Consider the following 18,214-nt stretch of genomic DNA (forward strand, 5'->3'; position numbering starts at 1 on the left):
CATGCCGACCAACTGCTTCATCATCGGCGGAACCCGGGTCCTCACCCAGTGCGCCGCCCAACTCCTCGACGCGGGCGTACGCATCGAGGGGATCCTCAGCGACGACCCGGCCGCGGCCGCGTGGGCGGCCGAGCACGCCGTCCCCCTGCTCGACCCCCGGGGCGACCTGGCGGTGGCGCTGTCGGAGCGGCCGTTCGACTACCTCTTCAGCATGGTCAACTTCCGGATTCTGTCCGGTGACATCCTCGAACTGCCCCGGGTCGCCGCGATCAACTTCCATGACGGCCCGCTGCCCCGGTACTCCGGCAGCCACGTTCCGGCCTGGGCACTGTACGAGGGCGCGACCCGTCACGCGGCGACCTGGCACCGCATGACGGAGGCGGTCGACGCCGGAAGCGTGCTGCTGGAGCGGTGGTTCCCGATCCGCGACCACTCCACCGCCCTGTCACTGACCTACGAGACGGCCGAGAGCGGGATCGAGCTGTTCCGCGAGCTCGTTCCGCACGTGGTGGCCGGAACCCTGCCCCCGCCCACCGCCACCGCCACCGACACCGGCGACCGCGAACGGCGGTTCTACCGACGCTCCGCCCGCATGGCGTCCGGCGGCCTGATCCACGCCGGCACCACGGCCGCCGAGGCCGCGCGGATCTCCAAGGCCCTGGACTACGGATCCTTCCCCAACCCGCTGGGGCTGCCGACGCTCGTCACCGAACAGGGCGCGGTGTTCACCCGGCAGATCAGGCTGATCCCCCGGGACGACCCCCGCTCCGAGACCGTCGCGCTGTCGGTGACCACCTCGGCGCTGACCCTGTCCGCGCCGGACGCGGACCTCGTCCTGAGCGACTTCACGGCCGTCGACGGCAGCGCCCTCAGCGGGCAGGCCGCCGCGCAGCGGCTGGGCATCATCGAGGGCGCCGCGATGCCCGCCGCCTCGGCGGAGCGGCTCGGGGCCATCGCCGCCGCACAGAAGCCGCTGCGGGCGCATGAGCCGTGGTGGCAGACGCGGCTGCGGGAGCTGCGACCGGTGCAGTTGCCCGCGGACGACTTCACCGCCGCCACCGCCCACTACGGACGCTACGAGCTGGCCTTCACCCCCGCCTCGCGTGACGAGGCGGCCGGGGTGGTCCGGGCCTTCCTCGAGGCCGTGGCGGAGCGCACGGGGGAGCGGACCTTCGACTTCGCCTGGTCGCCGTCGGCCGCACGGGTCCTCGCGGAGCACACGCATGGCATCGCCACCGCGCGCTTTCCCGTCCGGTACGCGTCGGACACCACCCGGTCCCTGCTGGACAAGCTCGACGAGGCGGCCTCCCGGAAGGGCTACGCCGCCGACCTCGAGGTGCGCCTCGGCCTGGCGGGACGTCCGCTGGGTTCCGAGGAGGCGACGTTCACGCGGCTGATGGTCCTGGAACGGAGCGTGGGGGAGGAGGCGTCCGCCGAACCGCACACCGAGATCGCGCTGCTGTGCCTCGACGACGGTCCGCCCACGGTCTTCGTACGGGAGACCGCGATGGCGCACGACGAGGCGCTGGCCTTCACCGAACGGATCGAGGACATAGCGCTGACCACGCTGTTCCACGGCGAGGAAACGGCGCCCGCCGCACCGTCGGCCCCCCTCGCCGCGGCACCGGAGGCGGCGGGTGAGCAGCCCGCGGCGGCCGGCCCGACCGTCGGCGGGCCGATGGAAGCCGAGGCCGGCCCGACCGTCCTCGAGCTCATCGCCACGGCGGTCGCCGACCGGCCCGAAGCCGTCGCCGTGCGCAGCGGCCACCGGACGCTGGACTACGCCGGACTGGACGCCTGGGCGGACGCGGTCGCCGCCCGCCTCCACGACCAGGGCATCGAGAACGGCTCGGTGGTCGGCGTGCTGGTGGACCGGGGGGTTCGGCTGCTCCCCGCGCTGCTCGGCGTCCTGCGGGCCGGTGCCGCGTTCCTGCCGCTCGACCCGGGCTACCCCGTCGAACGGCTGCAACGCTACACAGAGGTCGCGCGGTGCGACCTGATCCTCACCGACGCCCGTACACACGCTCTGGGAGCGCGGCTCGGCCCGGCCCTGCGCGTGCCGGACGCGGACGGCTCGGCGGCGGCGCGGCCGGCCGAGGTCGGCGGCCACGACCTGGCGTACACCCTGTTCACCAGCGGGTCGACGGGTGACCCCAAGGGCGTGGAGATCGAACACGCCGCACTGGCGAACTTCCTCACCGGGATCGGCGAACGCCTCGGCTCCTCGGCCGACGACCGCATGCTCGCGCACACCACGGTGGCCTTCGACATCTCCCTGCTGGAACTGCTCCTTCCGCTGACGGTCGGCGCCACGGTCGTCCTGGCCTCCCGCGACGTGGCGCGCGATCCGCGCCGACTGGCAGAGCTCATCGGCGAGGTGACCGTCGCCCAGGCGACGCCGAGCATGTGGCGTCTGCTGCTGGGAACCGGCTGGACCCCGGCCGCGCGGCTCACCGTCCTCTCCGGCGGCGAGGCCCTGCCCATGAGCGTCGCCGAACCGCTGCACGCGTCGGCGCGGGAGCTGTGGAACCTCTACGGGCCGACCGAGGCGACCATCTGGGCCTCCTGCCACCGCATGACGTCCCCGGGGTCCTTCCTGCCCCTGGGCGATCCCCTGCCGAACCTCGAACTGCACGTCCTGGACGGCCAGTTGGAGCCGAGCGCCGCCGGGACGACAGGTGCGCTGTACATCTCCGGCGCCGGGCTCGCACGCGGCTACGCCGACCGCCCGGACCTGACCGCGGACGCCTTCGTCACCCATCCGCACACCGGTGTGCGGATGTACCGGACCGGTGACGAGGTACGGCTGCACACCGATGGGGCCATCGAGTGGCTCGGCCGTGCCGACACCCAAGTGAAGGTGCGGGGCAACCGCATCGAACCCGCCGAGATCGAGCGGGTGCTGGAGCGGTTCACCGGCGTCAGCGCGGCCGTGGTCGTCGCGACACGGTTCGAGGGACGGGGCGAACCGCGGCTGACCGCCTATCTGGTCGGTGCCGCCACGGCGGCGAAGCCGCAGCTCGACGAGTTCGTCAGGGGGCTGCTGCCCGACTACATGGTGCCCGACGCCTACGTACGTGTCGAAGCACTGCCGCTGACCGGCAACGGCAAGGTCGCGCGGGCGCGGCTGCCGCTGCCGACGCGGGACAACATCGTCCCGACCACCGCGGCCGAGCCCGCAAAGGCCCCGGGGAGCGGCGTCACCGAGGGAGCCCTTGCCGAGTCGATCGCACGGAGCTTCGCGGCCACGCTGGGACACACCGACTTCGCGGTGCAGGCCAACTTCTTCGACCTCGGCGGCGAATCGGCCAACGTCACGGTCGCCGCGGCGCGGCTCAGCCGTGAGCTCGACGCCCAGATCAGCCCTCCGTTGATCTTCGCGACCGGCACGCCGGCCAAGCTGGCCCGGCTGCTGGGGGCGGAGGGTCTGGTGCCGATCACCGACGCCGGGGCGGACGAAGCCGCACCCGTGGCGGAGACGCCGGTCGCGGCCGACGTGACGCCGGAGCCCGCACGGCGCCCGGCCGACGACAGCGCGCTGGCCGTCATCGGTATGGCGTGCCGGTTCCCCGGGGCCGCCACACCCGACGAGTTCTGGCTCAACCTCGTAGGCGGCGTGTCCAGCGTGGGACAGGCACCGGCCGGAAAGCGGGGCTGGGCACACCTCTGGTCCGACGCCGATGACGTGCACATGGGCTGGATCGACGGGGTCGAGTACTTCGACGCCGCGCGCTTCGGCCTCACCGACCGTGAGGCACGGCGGATGGACCCCCTCCAGCGCATCCTGCTGAGTGTGGCGGCCGAGGCACTGGAGAGCTGTGGCCACGACCACACGTCGCTCGGCGCCGACACCGGAGTCTTCATCGGAACGATCGCGAGCGACTTCCCGGAGCTGGTGGCCGACAGCACCGGCCACGCCGACCCACACGTGGCCACGGGCACCGCCATCTCCATGGTCGCCAACCGGCTGTCGCACACCTTCGGCTGGTCGGGACCGAGTTTCGCGGTGGACACGGCGTGCTCGTCGGCCCTGGTCGCCCTGCACCAGGCGGCCATGCACCTGCGCGCGGGCGAGGTGGACGCCGCCGTGGTCGGCGCCGCGAATCTCGTGCTGACCCCCGGCAAGACACGCTCCTTCGCACGCAACGGGATGCTGTCACCGCAGGGGGTGTGCCGCACCTTCGACGAGGCGGCGGACGGCTATGTACGCGGCGAGGGCTGCGGTGTCGTCGTCCTCAAACGGCTCACGGACGCCGAACGCGACGGCGACCCGGTCCTGGCCGTGATCCGCGGCACGGCCGTCAACCACACCGGCGGAAGCGCCGGTTTCCTCACCGCGCCCAGCAGGCCGGCCCAGGAATCGGTGCTGCGCAAGGCACTGGAGGCATCCGGGATCACCGCGGGCGGCATCGGTTACGTCGAGGCGCACGGCACCGGCACACAACTCGGCGACCTCATCGAACTCGAGGCGCTGCACGCGGTCCTCGGCGAGGCCGCCTCGCGACCGGTGGCCGTGGGCTCGGTGAAGACGAACGTCGGCCATCTGGAGCCCGCCGCGGGGATGGCCGGCCTCATCAAGACGATTCTCGCGCTCCAGGCCGGCAGCATCCCGCCGTCCCTCAACTTCACCACCCCGAACAAGGCCTTCGACTTCGACGACTCACCCCTGTTCGTCGCCGACCGGCTGCAGCCCTGGGAGGGGCCGCGGGTCGCCGGAGTCAGCAGCTTCGGCTTCGGAGGCGCGGGCGCCCACGTCGTGGTCGAGGCCGCCCGCTCCGGGGACCTTCACACCACGGACCACGGGCCGCGACTGCTCGCCCTGTCGGCGGGGTCCCAGGCCGCGCTGCACACGCTCGCACAGCGGCTCGTCATGATGGTGAGCTCCGCGTACTGCCCGCCCCTGGCCGCCCTGAGCGACGCGAGCCTGTGCCGCCCGGCCGCCTCGCACCGACTCGCCTGCGTGGTGGACAGCCTCGAGCAGCTCGAGGACAAGTTGCGGCTGTTCCTGGCCGGCGTGGGCGAAGCCCGTTCCCTGTACGTCGGGGTGGCCCTCGGTACCGAGGGCACGCGGACGGCGCCGCTCGACGCGGGAGCCGACCGGGAACAACTGGACGCGCTGGCCCGGCGGTTCGTCGCGGGCGTGGACCTCGTCGCCGGGCCTGGGCGTGCGCGGGTGCGTTTTCCGACCGCGCCGCACGAGGAGCGGTACCTCTGGCTGGAGCCTGCCGGCCGGCCGAGGCCCGCGCTCCCGCCGCACGCCACCGCGCCGGCCGGTCGTCCCATGAACTCGTGGGCCGAGCAGCCCGAGGCCGACGAACACGTGGTCCTCGGCAAGCCGACCCTGCCCGGTGCCGCCTACCCCGGCAGGGTCGCCGAGTTCCTCGGCGGGGACCGGTTCGGCCTGCGCGATCTGACGTTCCGCGTGGCCGTCGAGGGGCCCGAGGCCCTCTCGGCCGAGCGCGACGGAACCTCGATCCGGTTCCGCAACATGGCCGGAGCCCTGGTCTGCGATGCCGAGGTGACCGGCGTCGAGGAGCCGGTGCTCGCCGTCCCGGCCTCCGGCGACGGCTTCACGGCCGTGGACGTCGACGCGATGTACCGCGCCTTCGAACGGGACGGACTGCGCTACGGTCCCGGCTTCCGTACGGTCGCCTCCCTGGCCACCGCGCCCGGGCAGGCGACGGGCCTGCTGCGGGCCGGGGCGCAGCCGCACGGCGCGGTGGACGCCCGGCTCCTGGACGGGGCGTTCCAGGCCGCGCTCGCCGCGTGCGGCGCTGAAGGGCTGTACGTCCCCTTCGCCATCGAGCGGCTCACGGTCCTCGGCCGCCTTCCCAGAACCGCCCGGGTGTACGCCCGGCGCGACCGGGACACGGGAGCCGACACCGGCCTGCTCACCGGAAGCCTGGTGATCCTCGACGGCGACCAACCGGTGCTGGAGGCCCGCGGAATCACCTGGAAGCGGCTCTCACCGAGTTCGCCGAACGGGACGGGGCGGCCCGGCACGTCGCGGGATGCCGTCCGTACCGCCCCGCCGGTGGCCCCGGCCGCCGAGCGCAACGGTCACCGGGCCATGCCGGGGCGGCCCGGCGGGGCCGACCGCCTCGACGCCGCCCTGGCCCGGAAGGTCGCGTCCGCGCTGGAGATGGAGGTCGAAGCCCTCGAAGTGGACCGGCCACTTCAGGAGCAGGGGCTCGACTCCGTGCTCGCCGTCTCGCTGGCCCAGGACATCCGGGCGATGCTGGACGTCGACATACCGGTCACCCTGGTGCTCGAGGTCGGCACGGTCGACAGACTCGCCGCCGAACTGCGCGAGGAGTACGGCGTCACGGCCGTACCCGGCACCGACGCCGGGTCGGCCCAGGCCCCCGAACAGCCCCAGGCCCCCGAACAGCCCCAGGCCCTCGAAGAGCCCCCGGCTCCCGAAGAGCCCCCGGCCATGGACACCCGCGCGGCCCAGGTGTTCGCCACGTCGATCACCTCGACGGCCCTCCCGCCATCCGACGAGACCGCCGGGACGGCCGACACGGACCGCCACGACATCGCCATCATCGGTGTCGACGGAGTGTTCCCGGGCGCCGGGGACACCACGGAGCTGTGGCGCGCCCTGCTGGCCGGCGAGGACTGCCTGCGCGAAGTACCCGCGTCACGCTGGGACATCGACGCCTACTACGGCACGGAGGGCAAGCCCGGCACCGTATACCTCCGACGAGGCGGCTTCGTCGACGGGCTCACCGACTTCGACGCCGGGTTCTTCCGCCTGTCGCCCGCCGAGGCACAGTGGATCGACCCCCAGCAGCGTCATCTGATCCAGTCGGCCTGGCGCGCGCTGGAGGACGCGGGCCTGGCGGGCAGGGTGCGGGAATCCACGGGTGTGTTCGTGGGCGCCAGCTACCAGCACTACCGGGACATGGTGGTGGGCGACGTCGTGGAGACGGCCGCCGGTCTGGGAAACCACAACGCCATTCTCGCGAACCGGTTGAGTTATTTCCTGGATCTGCGGGGTCCGAGCATGGCGATCGACACGTTGTGTTCGTCGTCGCTGGTGGCTCTGCACTCGGCGGTGCGCAGCATCCGTGAGGGCGAGTGCGAGCAGGCCATCGTCGCCGGTGTGCACATGGGGATGTCGCCCCAGTACTTCCAGCTCGGCTCACGGCTCAGGTCGTTCTCCCCTTCGGGTGTGGTGCGGGCGTTTGATGCGGGGGCGGATGGGTTTGTGCCGGGTGAGGGGGTGGTGTCGGTGGTGGTGAAGCCGTTGGGTGCGGCGTTGCGGGCTGGTGATCGGGTTCGGGGGGTGATTCGGGGGAGTGCGGTGAATCACGGGGGGCGTACGAGTGGTCTGACGGTGCCGAGTGGTGGGGCGCAGTGTGAGGTGGTGGTGGCGGCGTTGCGGGATGCGGGGGTGTCGCCGGATTCGATTGGGATGGTGGAGGCGCTTGGGACGGGGACGGGTTTGGGTGATCCGATTGAGGTGGAGGGGTTGACGCGGGCGTGGCGTCGTTTTTCGGGTCGTTCGCAGTTTTGTGGGTTGGGTTCGGTGAAGTCGAATATCGGTCATTTGGAGCCGGCTGCGGGTTTGGCGGGGTTGGTGAAGGTGTTGTTGGCGATGGAGCATGGGGTGGTTCCGGCGTCGTTGCATGTGCGGCGGCCGAATGATCACATTCGGTTTGAGGAGACGCCGTTTTTTGTGGTGGATCGGCCGTGGGTGTGGGCGCGGGGTGGTGGGGTGCGTCGTGCTGCGGTGAGTGCGTTTGGTATGGGTGGGGTGAATGCTCATGTGATTGTGGAGGAGCCGCCTGTTGTTCCGGTGCGGGGGGTGTTGGGGCAGGACAGTCATGTGGTGCGGGTGACGGGTGCGGACGAGGCCGCGGTACGGGCCCTCGCCACCACCTACGCCGACCAGCTGACCGCCACCCCCGAGGACCGGCTCGGCGATGTCGCGTACACCGCGAACACGGGCCGCGCCGCCCAACGGTGGCGCGTCGCGGTCCACGGCGCCACCGCCGGGGAACTGGCGGGCCGGCTCACCGACATCACGAACGGCCGCACTCACGCCGTCCGGCACACGGGAAGGCCCACCACGGCCTTCCTCTTCACCGGACAGGGGTCCCAGTACGGCGAGATGGCCCAGGGCCTCCTCGCCACCGAACCCCACTTCCGCGACGCGCTGCACGAGTGTGCCGAACTCGTCGTGCCCCACCTCGACGTTCCGCTGCTCGACCTGCTCCACGGCGACGCCCGGCACCTGTTGGACGACACCCGGTACGCGCAGGCCGCCATCGTCAGCGTCGAGGTCGCCCTGGTCCGCTTCCTGGAGGCGGTGGGGGTACGCCCGGACGCCGTCGCCGGGCACAGCCTCGGCGAACTCACCGCGGCCTGGGCCGCCGGCGTGCTCCCCCTGCCCGACCTGCTGCGCCTGGCCGCGCTGCGGGGAGCGCTCATGCAGGCGCAGCCCGGCGACGGGACCATGGCCGTCGTCCACACCGACGCCGAGACGCTCACCGCCGCACTGCGGCCGTATCCCGGCGTCGAGATCGCGGCGTACAACGCCGCCCGGGAGCACACCATCACCGGTCCCACCGAGGCCGTCACCCGGTTCTGCGAGCAGACCCCGCACCGCACCCAGCGGCTCACGGTCAGCCATGCCTTCCACTCCGCCGCCATGGAACCGGCCGTGGCCCCGTTCGCCGAGGCCATGGTGGCCACGCCGCTCAAACCGCCCGCCATCCCGTTCGCCACCACCCTCACCGGCACCTGGCACACCGCGGAGACCGCCACCGATCCTGAGCACTGGGCGGCGGCCATCCGCCGGCCCGTGCACTTCCTCCGGGCCCTGACGACGCTCGGCGAGACCAGCCCTCGGGCCGTCTGGGAGATCGGGCCGCATCCGCACCTGCTGCCCCTGGCCCGCGCCACCCTCTCCGAGCCGACCCCGGCCTGGATTCCCACGCTCCGCCGCGGGCGCAACGACCAGGCCCAGCTGCACGCGGCCCTGACCACCCATGTCAACCACACGGGCGCCGACCTGGACTGGAGCAGTCTCCACGCCGGCAAGAACCACCGCACCACCACCATTCCCACGTACCCCTTCAACCGGCAGGAGCTGACCGCGCCCTCCGCCCGCCGCACCGTGACGAGTGCCGTCAGCCATCCGCTGCTCAACCGCCATTACGCGACCCGGAGTGAGGGACAGTGACGCACCGAACCGAGACCTACGAGAAGATCTTCGCGGGACACGAACCCCTCATCGCCCAGCACCGTGCCGACGGGTCCGGGCTGCTGCCCGCCTCGGTGCAGCTGGAGATGGCGATGGCGGGGATCGCCGAGCGCCGGCCGTTCGTGCCGCTGGAACTCACCGACGTCGCCTTTCTGCGGCCCCTCACCCTCGACGACGGCGCGACGGCTGCCGTCAGGCTCGAGATGACGCACGCCCGGCCGACCCGTTTCGAACTCAGCGCCGTGCTGGGCGGCGACCGCAAGCCGCTGTCCACCGGCACCGGCCGCCCGCTCGGCGACGGCGCCCCGCGCCACCCGGTCCGGCCTGTGACCGGCACGCGCACGATCGCCCCGGAGGAGCTGTACGACAGCTGGTCGCGGGCGGGACTCGAGTACGGGCCCGACTTCCGCACGGTCCGGGAACTCACGGTCGGGGCGGGCATGGCCCGGGCCATCCTGCGCACCGACACCGAGCCCCTTCCCTGGCATGCTCACCCGCTGCTGGTGGACGGCGTGTTCCAGGTCGTCAGCTGCGCGCTCCAGGACCTTGAGGGAGCGGCCGGTCCGCTGCCCATGCTGCCGATCGGCGTCGGACGCGTCGCGGTCCTCGCGGATCTGTCGGCCCGGACGGCCGGTGTGACCGTACTCGTGCGCCGCACCGGTGCCGAGGGCGCCTACGCGACCGCGGATGCCCTGGTGCTCGGGCCGGCCGGGGAAGTGGCGGCGGAGTTCACCGGCGTACGGATGCGCCGCGCGACCCCACCGGGATCCGCGCTCCGGTCGTCGGCCGGCGTTCCACAGCCCCTCTCCTCGATCCGGTGGCGGCAGGCCGCCATGCCCGGCCCGCGACGCGAGCCCGCGACGGGCACCTGGGTGGTCCTGCACGACGGCGACACCGGCGGGCCCGGCGAGCACACGGTCCGGCGACTGCGCGCCGAGGGCGCCCGCGTGGTGGAGGCGGTCCTCGGTTCCAGGTTCCCGACGGACACCGAGGACGGGGATCGCCGGGCGCTGGCCTCCGCCGACGATGAGGCGTTCCGGCGGCTGTGGGACTGGGTGGGCGACCCGGTGGCCGGAGTCGTACACCTGGGGAACAGCGGCCCCGTGCGGGACACTCCGTCCGAGGCGGCGGAGCTCGACGCCGGACTGTACGGGTGCTTCGCCGCGCTGAAGACCCTCGGCGCGCGGCAGCGCCACGCCCGTTTCTTCGTAGTGACCCGGTCCGCGCAGCCGGTCGCGGACGACGACCACGCCGTTCCCGCACGCGCGGCGCTCTGGGGTCTCGTCCGCACCGCCGCCATCGAGTACCCGGGGCTGCGGCCACGCCTCATCGACCTCGACGACTCCTCCCTCGACGCGCTCGTGTCCGAGCTCGGCGACGGTCCCACGGAGGTCGGCTACCGGCACGGCGTCCGCCATGAGCCCGTCCGCCTGCGCGTCCGGCCCGCCCGTTCCGGAGCGCGGCCCATCAGGAAGGGCGGCCGCTACCTCATCCTGGGCGGGCACGGCGGTCTTGGCCTGGAGGTCGCCGCCCGGTTCGCGCGGGAGGGCGCCGGCCTTGTCGCGCTCGTCAGCCGCACCGGCGGGGAGGGCGCCGACCAGGCCCGGCCGGCCGCGATCGGGGCACCGGGCTGCTCCATCGTCTCGTACGCCGCGGACATCACGGTTCCGGGCGAACTCGGGGCCGTGGTGGCACGTATCCGCGCGGACTTCGGCGATCTGCACGGAGTGGTGCACGCCGCCGGCACCCTCCGGGACGGGCTGCTCCGCTCGACCACCGCCGAGGACATCGCCGAGGTGATGCGGCCCAAGGCGGACGGCGTCCGGGAACTCGCCGCCGCCGTCGCCGGTCCGGACCTGGACTTCGCCGTCCTGTTCGGCTCCGTCTCCGGGACCTTCGGCAACCTCGGACAGGGCGGGTACGCCGCCGCCAACGCCTACCTCGACGCCTTCGCGCACGCGCGCGGCACACCGTGGCTCAGCGTCGACTGGGGCCTGTGGGGCGAGGTGGGCATGGGCACGGCCGTCGCCGACCAGCTACGGCGCCGGGGTGTCAGGCCACTGGGCACGACCGAGGCGCTGGACGCGCTCGTCGCGGTGCTGGGCGAGGACATGCGCCAGGTGGTCATCGCACATCCCGACGCCTCGGACACCCTCGCCGACGACACCCCACCGGTGACCGGCACCCCACCGGTGACCGGCACCTCACCGGGTACCGGCACCGAGGTGCACGCCGCCGCCGCCGACCGCGTCCAGGACGAACTGGAGAACTTCCTGACGCAGCGCCTGGGGCTCACCTCGTTCGACCGCGCCACACCGCTGGCGGACTACGGGATGAGCTCGATCATGAGCGTCGAGCTGTCGGAGGAGCTGTCCCACAGGTGGGACATCCGGCTCCCCGCCACGCTCTTCCTGGAGTACGGCGGCTTCGCCGAGCTGGCGCAGGCGCTGACGGACCGCTACGGAGCGGCCGAAACCCTTCCCGCACCGGCGCCGTCCGTTCCGCCTCCCACCCCGCCGGCCCACCACGTGGCGCCGGAGCCGGACCCGTCCACCGATGACGACGCCCGCCCCGAGGACATCGCCGTGGTCGCCGTGTCCGGCGATCTGCCGGGGGCCGACGACCTGGACGGGCTGTGGACCCTGCTCCGCGCCGGCGGGCACGCCTTCACCGAGGTCCCGGCCGAACGCTGGGACATCGACGCGCACTTCGAGCGGCGCGGCCCGGACATGACCGGCACATACTGCCGTACGGGTGCCTTCCTCGCCGACATCGACCGCTTCGACCCGGCGTTCTTCGGCGTGTCCGTCCGCGAGGCCGAGGAGATGGACGCCCAGCAGAAGCTGCTGCTGGAACACGCCTGGGCGGTGCGCGACGACAGCGGCCTCGCCGACCGCCACGACATCGGCGTCTTCGTCGGCGCCACCTACACACATCACCGCGATGCCCAAGGGCTGGAAACCGTCGGGCCCTACACGGCGCTCGGGTCCCTGAACGCGGTGCTGGCCAACCGGATCTCCTACGCACTGGATCTGACGGGCCCGTCGCAGACGGTCGACACGCTCTGCTCCTCGTCGCTGGTCGCCGTCCAGCAGGCGGTCGCGGCCCTGCGCGCGGGGAGCTGTGGCGCCGCGATCGTCGCGGCCTGCCACGTCGGGCTCACACCGTGGTACTACCGCAGCCTGAGCCAGCTCGGCGCCCTGTCCGAGTCCCGGCCGCGCCCCTTCGACGACCGGGCCGACGGCTTCGTCCCGGGCGAGGGAGCGGTGGCCGTGATGCTGAAGCGACTGGCCGACGCCGAGCGGGACGGGGACCCGGTCTGGTGCGTCATCCGCGGTACGGCCGTCAACCACGGGGGCCGCGGCAGTGCCCTGCCGGTGCCCCGCAGCGAGGCCCAGACGGCGGTCGTCCGCGCGGCCCTGGCGGACGCGGATGTGGCCCCGGCGGACATCTCCCTGATCGAAACGCACGGCACGGCGACCCGGCTGGGCGATCCGGTCGAACTCGCCGCCCTGACCGAGGTGTTCGGCGCCGACCCGGCACGCCGGGACCCGTGCCACATCGGCTCCGTCAAGGCCAACATCGGCCACCTGGAACCGGCCAGTGGACTCGCCGGCCTGATGAAAGTCCTGCTGTGCCTGCGACACCGGGAGATACCGCCGCTCGCCGGCTTCGAGACCCCCGGTGTCCACCTCGACCTGGACTCCGCCCCGTTCGCCGTCCCGACCGAGCCGCGGCCGTGGCACTCCGGCGGACCGCGCCGCGCGGGGATCAGCGCCTTCGGCATGGGCGGCACCAACGCACATGTCGTTGTCGAGGAGTACGCGGCCGACCGACCGGTCGAGCACGTCGACCCGCCCGGCGTGCTGGGTGAGCACCTCCTCGTCCTGTCCGCGCACACCCCCGAGGGGCTGGTCCGGCGCGCGACGGACATCCACCGGCTGCTGCGGCGGGACACGCCGCCGAGCCCGGCCGCCCTGTGCCACTCGGCGGCGCTGGGACGCGACCACCAGCGCTACCGCGTGGCGGTCCTGGGCTCCACGGCCGACGAACTGACCGTCGGGCTGGAGTGGGTCGTGCGTCAGGGCTCCGGTGTTCACGGGACCGTCCTGCGCAACGGCACGGCCCTGAACGGCGAGGCAGCCGTCGCCGATGGTGCATTCTTCGAGCGCCTGGCAGCGTTCACCTCGGTGGGCGCGGCGCGGCTCGCGACCCAACTCCGCCTTCCCGAGGCCCGCTTCAGCAGTGCACTCGCCTTCTTCCACGTGGGCGGCGGAAGCGTCGACTGGCGCACGGTGTACCAGGGGGTGCCCACCAGGCGGATCACGCTGCCGCCGTACCCGTTCCGGGCGCCGTCCGACCGTGCGCGGGAAGACGACGCCGCGGACGTTGCCGAGAGCGTTCACCGGCTGGCGCGCGCCCACCGCGTGTTCGGCGAACCGACCGTGCCCGGAGCGCTGCCACTGGCTCTCGGCCTCCAGAGGGCCCGTGTCCTGCGGCGGATCACCTTCCCGGGACGGGGAACGGGCACCCATCAGCTCACCAGCGACCTGGACGACACCACCCGCACGGGGCCGGCCACCTTCCGGTACGGCGACCGGGTCATCGCCCGTCTCGAGCCGGGTGTCCAGGACGGCCGGCCGGCCGAAGCGCCCGCCGAACGGGACATCGACGCCCTGCGCGCCGGGCTCGGCCGGACACTGGAACCGGCGGGCCTGTACGCCTGGTTCGCGGCGCGGGGGATGGACCTCGACGCACCCCTGCGGCCCCTCCTCGACGTGCGCTACGGACCGGACCGCGTGCTCGCGCGGGTCGACGGCCCGGCCGGCAGCGCACTGGAGCGGACGGTGGTCGCGCTCGACGCCGCCCTCCAGAGCATGGCCGTACTGACGCTCGCGGACACGGCAGCACCGCCGGCCACGTATCTGCCGGTCTCCGTCGGGCAGGTGGCGAGCTGGGGCGACCCGGCGCAGACGGCGTATGTGCTGCTGGAGGCCGACGACACCGAGAACGACCGGGGGCGCCGCGGTGAGGCGACCCTGCTCTCCGCCGACGGCCGCGCCCTGGTCCGGCTCAGCGACATCGAGTACCGCACGGTGGCCGCACAGGGCGCACAGGGCGCGCCGGACACGACCGGCGAGCCCCGGCAGCGCCCGGTGGACGCCCTCGCACCGGCATCGGTGTCCGGTCGTGCTACGCGCGGAGACCGCGCCGCGGTGGCGGAGGCCGCGGTCGTCGCGCTGGTCCGGGAGGTGTTCCGCGATCCGGGCATCACGCCCACCACCTCGCTGTCCGCCGCAGGACTCGACTCCCTGCTGGCGACTGACATCGCCGCCCGCATCGAAAAGACGTACGGGACGAAGCTGAGCCCCGCGGACGTCCTCGACTCCCCGGACTGCCAGGCCCTGGCCGCGTATGTGGCCGGGCGGGCCGCCGACGGCGTGTTCACACCGGTCACGGCCGGCCCGCCCGCGAGCGAGCCGGCGGACGCCGAGGACGCGCCCGGAGCCGACGACATGGCCATCATCGGCTTCGCCCTCGCCCTGCCCGGCGCCCGGGACGCGGCCGGGCTGTGGTCGCTGCTCGCCCGCGCGGACACGGCCATCCGCCCGGCGCCGAGCGATCGGTGGGGCCGTTACGCGAACGAACGGGAACCCGACTTCGGGGGGTTCGTCGACAACATCGAGGAGTTCGACGCGGGGTTCTTCGACTTCTTTCCCAAGCAGGCCGAGGTGCTTGACCCCCAGGCGCGCTGGCTGCTGCGGACGACCTGGGAGGCCCTGGAGTCGGCCGGACTGCCGCCGCGCCAACTGTCCCCCGCCACGGGCGTGTTCGTGGGCGCCAGCTACCAGCACTACCGGGAGTACAACATCGAGCCCGAACTGGACGCCCACAGCGGCCTGGGAAACCACAACGCCCTCCTCGCGAACCGGTTGAGCTATTTCCTGGATCTGCGGGGTCCGAGCATGACGATCGACACGTTGTGTTCGTCGTCGCTGGTGGCTCTGCACTCGGCGGTGCGCAGCATCCGTGACGGCGAGTGCGAGCAGGCCATCGTCGCGGGCGTCCGCATCGCCATGTCACCGCTGCACTACGTCGCCATGAAGAACCTGCGTGCCCTGTCCCCTTCGGGTGTGGTGCGGGCGTTTGATGCGGGGGCGGATGGGTTTGTGCCGGGTGAGGGGGTGGTGTCGGTGGTGGTGAAGCCGTTGGGTGCGGCGTTGCGGGCTGGTGATCGGGTTCGGGGGGTGATTCGGGGGAGTGCGGTGAATCACGGGGGGCGTACGAGTGGTCTGACGGTGCCGAGTGGTGGGGCGCAGTGTGAGGTGGTGGTGGCGGCGTTGCGGGATGCGGGGGTGTCGCCGGATTCGATTGGGATGGTGGAGGCGCATGGGACGGGGACGGGTTTGGGTGATCCGATTGAGGTGGAGGGGTTGACGCGGGCGTGGCGTCGTTTTACGGGTCGTTCGCAGTTTTGTGCGTTGGGTTCGGTGAAGTCGAATATCGGTCATTTGGAGCCGGCTGCGGGTTTGGCGGGGTTGGTGAAGGTGTTGTTGGCGATGGAGCATGGGGTGGTTCCGGCGTCGTTGCATGTGCGGCGGCCGAATGATCACATTCGGTTTGAGGAGACGCCGTTTTTTGTGGTGGATCGGCCGTGGGTGTGGGCGCGGGGTGGTGGGGTGCGTCGTGCTGCGGTGAGTGCGTTTGGTATGGGTGGGGTGAATGCTCATGTGATTGTGGAGGAGCCGCCTGTTGTTCCGGTGCGGGGGGTGTTGGGGCAGGACAGTCATGTGGTGCGGGTGACGGGTGCGGACGAGGCCGCGGTACGGGCCCTCGCCACCACCTACGCCGACCGGTTCGACACCGCACGCGACGCGTGGGAGACCGCCGACCTGTGCCACACGGCCAATGTCGGCCGCTCCCCGCTCGAGTTCCAGACGGCTGTCCACGGACACGACGCCACCGAGCTCGCGACGGCCCTGCGCGCCGTCGCCGCCGGCCGCGTGCCGATCGCCCGCGCCGATGTCCACCTGACCGCCGAACACGCCGCGAACGGCACCCGCGTGGACGCGGAACAGCACCGCCACAGCGCCGTCGTCGACCTGGTGCGGGCGGGGTACGCCCACGTGGACTGGGCCGAGCTGTCCGCTCCGGGCGCGCGTATCACCGACCTTCCGACGTATCCGTTCGCCTCCGAGCGGCACTGGCGCACGCACCCGGCCGCGGCGTCGGCGCCACCGCGGAACAGCTCCGAGGCGCTACGAGTCAAGTGGCGGCCCCGGGAGCTGCCCGCCGTTCCCCCGGCGGTATCCGGCGTGGTGCGCCTGGTCACCGCGGACCTCGCGCTCAGGGACGCGCTCACGGCGGAACTCCGTGCCCGGGGTGCGCTCGTCGCGGAGCCGGGGCGGCGTGCCGACTCCGTCATCGTGGTCGACGCGTCCCCGACCGATGATTCGCTCGACCTGAGCACGTTCTGGTCCGAACTGGGCGGTCTCATCGCAGAGTTGCCCCCCAATGGCAGGCTGCTCCGGGCGGGCTACCGCAGTGCCGCGGTACACCCCGGGGAACGTGCTGCGTTGCGGCCCGAAGCGGCTGCCGTGGCCATGGCAACGGCGGCCGCCTGCGCCGAAAGCCGCAAGCCGTGTGCGGTCGTCCACCTGGACCCGGCCGACCCGGCCGAGGCCCGGGCCCGGCAGATCGCCGCCGAGTACGCCGCCCTCCACCACAGCCCCGGGGACACGGAACCCGGCACGGCCGCGGCCTACCGACGGGGCATCAGGTACGCCCCGGACCTGGTCGGCGCGGTGCCCGGCCCGCCCTACGAGGTGTCCGCCGACGGGTACTACCTGGTGACCGGCGGACTGGGTGCCGTGGGACGGCGCCTGGCCGAGGGGCTGATCGACCGCGGCGCACGGCGTATCGGCATCATCGGCAGGTCGGTGATCGACGCCTCCCGGTCCACCGTGTTGCGGGATCTGGCGCGCCGCGCCGAGGTGGTGTACCTGCCCTGCGATGTGTCGGACGCGTCGGCCCTCGCCGCCGTGGCCGAGGAGCTGGGATCGCGCTGGACCCGGCTGCGCGGCATCGTGCACTGCTCCGGCGGGGTCAATCCGTTCGGGGCCATGCACCGCAGAACCTGGAGCGACGCGGCCAAGGTGGTCGCCCCCAAGGTGGCGGGCTCGCTCAACGCCGTACGCCTGGCGAAGGAGCAGGGCGCCGACTTCGCCGTCCTGGTGTCCTCCATAGCCGGCACACAGGCCTTGGCCGGACGTGGCCTCGTCGACTACAGCCTCGCCAACGCTTATCAACTCGCCCTGGCCGAACGAGAGAACACCTCCGACACCGTCGTGACCGCGCACGCCTGGCCCAACTGGACGGACATCGGCATGGAGGCGGACGCGTCCTTCGCCGCTGCCCACTCCCTCGGCGCCGACGAGGCGGAGGCCGCGTTCTTCGGCCATGTGCTCTCCGGCGGCGCGGTGATCTTCCCGGGACGGACGCCCGCGCCCATGCCCGAGTCGGCGGACTCCATGGCCGACATCCGCACGGTCATCCCCGCGCCGGCGGCGGCCGGGCGGAACCGGGCGGCGATGCGCGCATCGGTGCGGGATGCCTTCGTCCATGTGCTGGGCGAGGACCCGGGCGAACGCCCGCTGCGGGGCCTGGGGCTCGACTCCCTGGTCATCGCGGAGCTGGCCACGGCCCTGGAGCAGCGGGCCGGTCTCACCGTCGATCCGTCGCTGCTGATGCGGACGCGGACGGCCGACGACCTCGCCACGGCGCTCGCCACGACCGTGGAGCCCGTGTCGGCCGCCACCGAGGCGGAGCCCGCCCCACCCCGGCCCACCCCGGCCCGGCCCACCCCGGCCCGGCCCACCCCGGCCCGGCCCGCCCCGGCCCGGCCCGCCCCGGTCCGGCAGGCGACCGCCGACGACGAACGCGTCGCCGCGCTGAGCGCCCTGCTGCGTCCCCTGCTCACCGGCGACCGAGAGCGGTGAG

2 protein-coding genes are annotated in these 18,214 nt (G+C 72.9%); both read left to right on the top strand.

The features are described from left to right. Position 1: 1 nt before the first annotated feature. Entirely contained in the window at positions 2–9,193 is a 9,192-nt protein-coding gene (locus ABTY62_RS00595) for an amino acid adenylation domain-containing protein (RefSeq protein WP_352127112.1), read from the top strand. Further along, a complete protein-coding gene (locus ABTY62_RS00600) occupies positions 9,190–18,213 on the top strand; it encodes an SDR family NAD(P)-dependent oxidoreductase (protein WP_352127113.1) in 9,024 nt (3,007 codons plus the stop codon). The genes ABTY62_RS00595 and ABTY62_RS00600 overlap by 4 nt, the downstream gene beginning before the upstream one ends. Position 18,214 lies beyond the last annotated feature (1 nt).

The organism is Streptomyces sp. NPDC097640, from assembly GCF_040302705.1.
Classification (GTDB): Bacteria; Actinomycetota; Actinomycetes; order Streptomycetales; family Streptomycetaceae; genus Streptomyces.

Bases quoted from the DNA above. Each gene is read 5' to 3' on its own strand.
- ABTY62_RS00595 (WP_352127112.1), top strand. From the start codon at position 2: ATGCCGACCAACTGCTTCATCATCGGCGGAACCCGGGTCCTCACCCAG.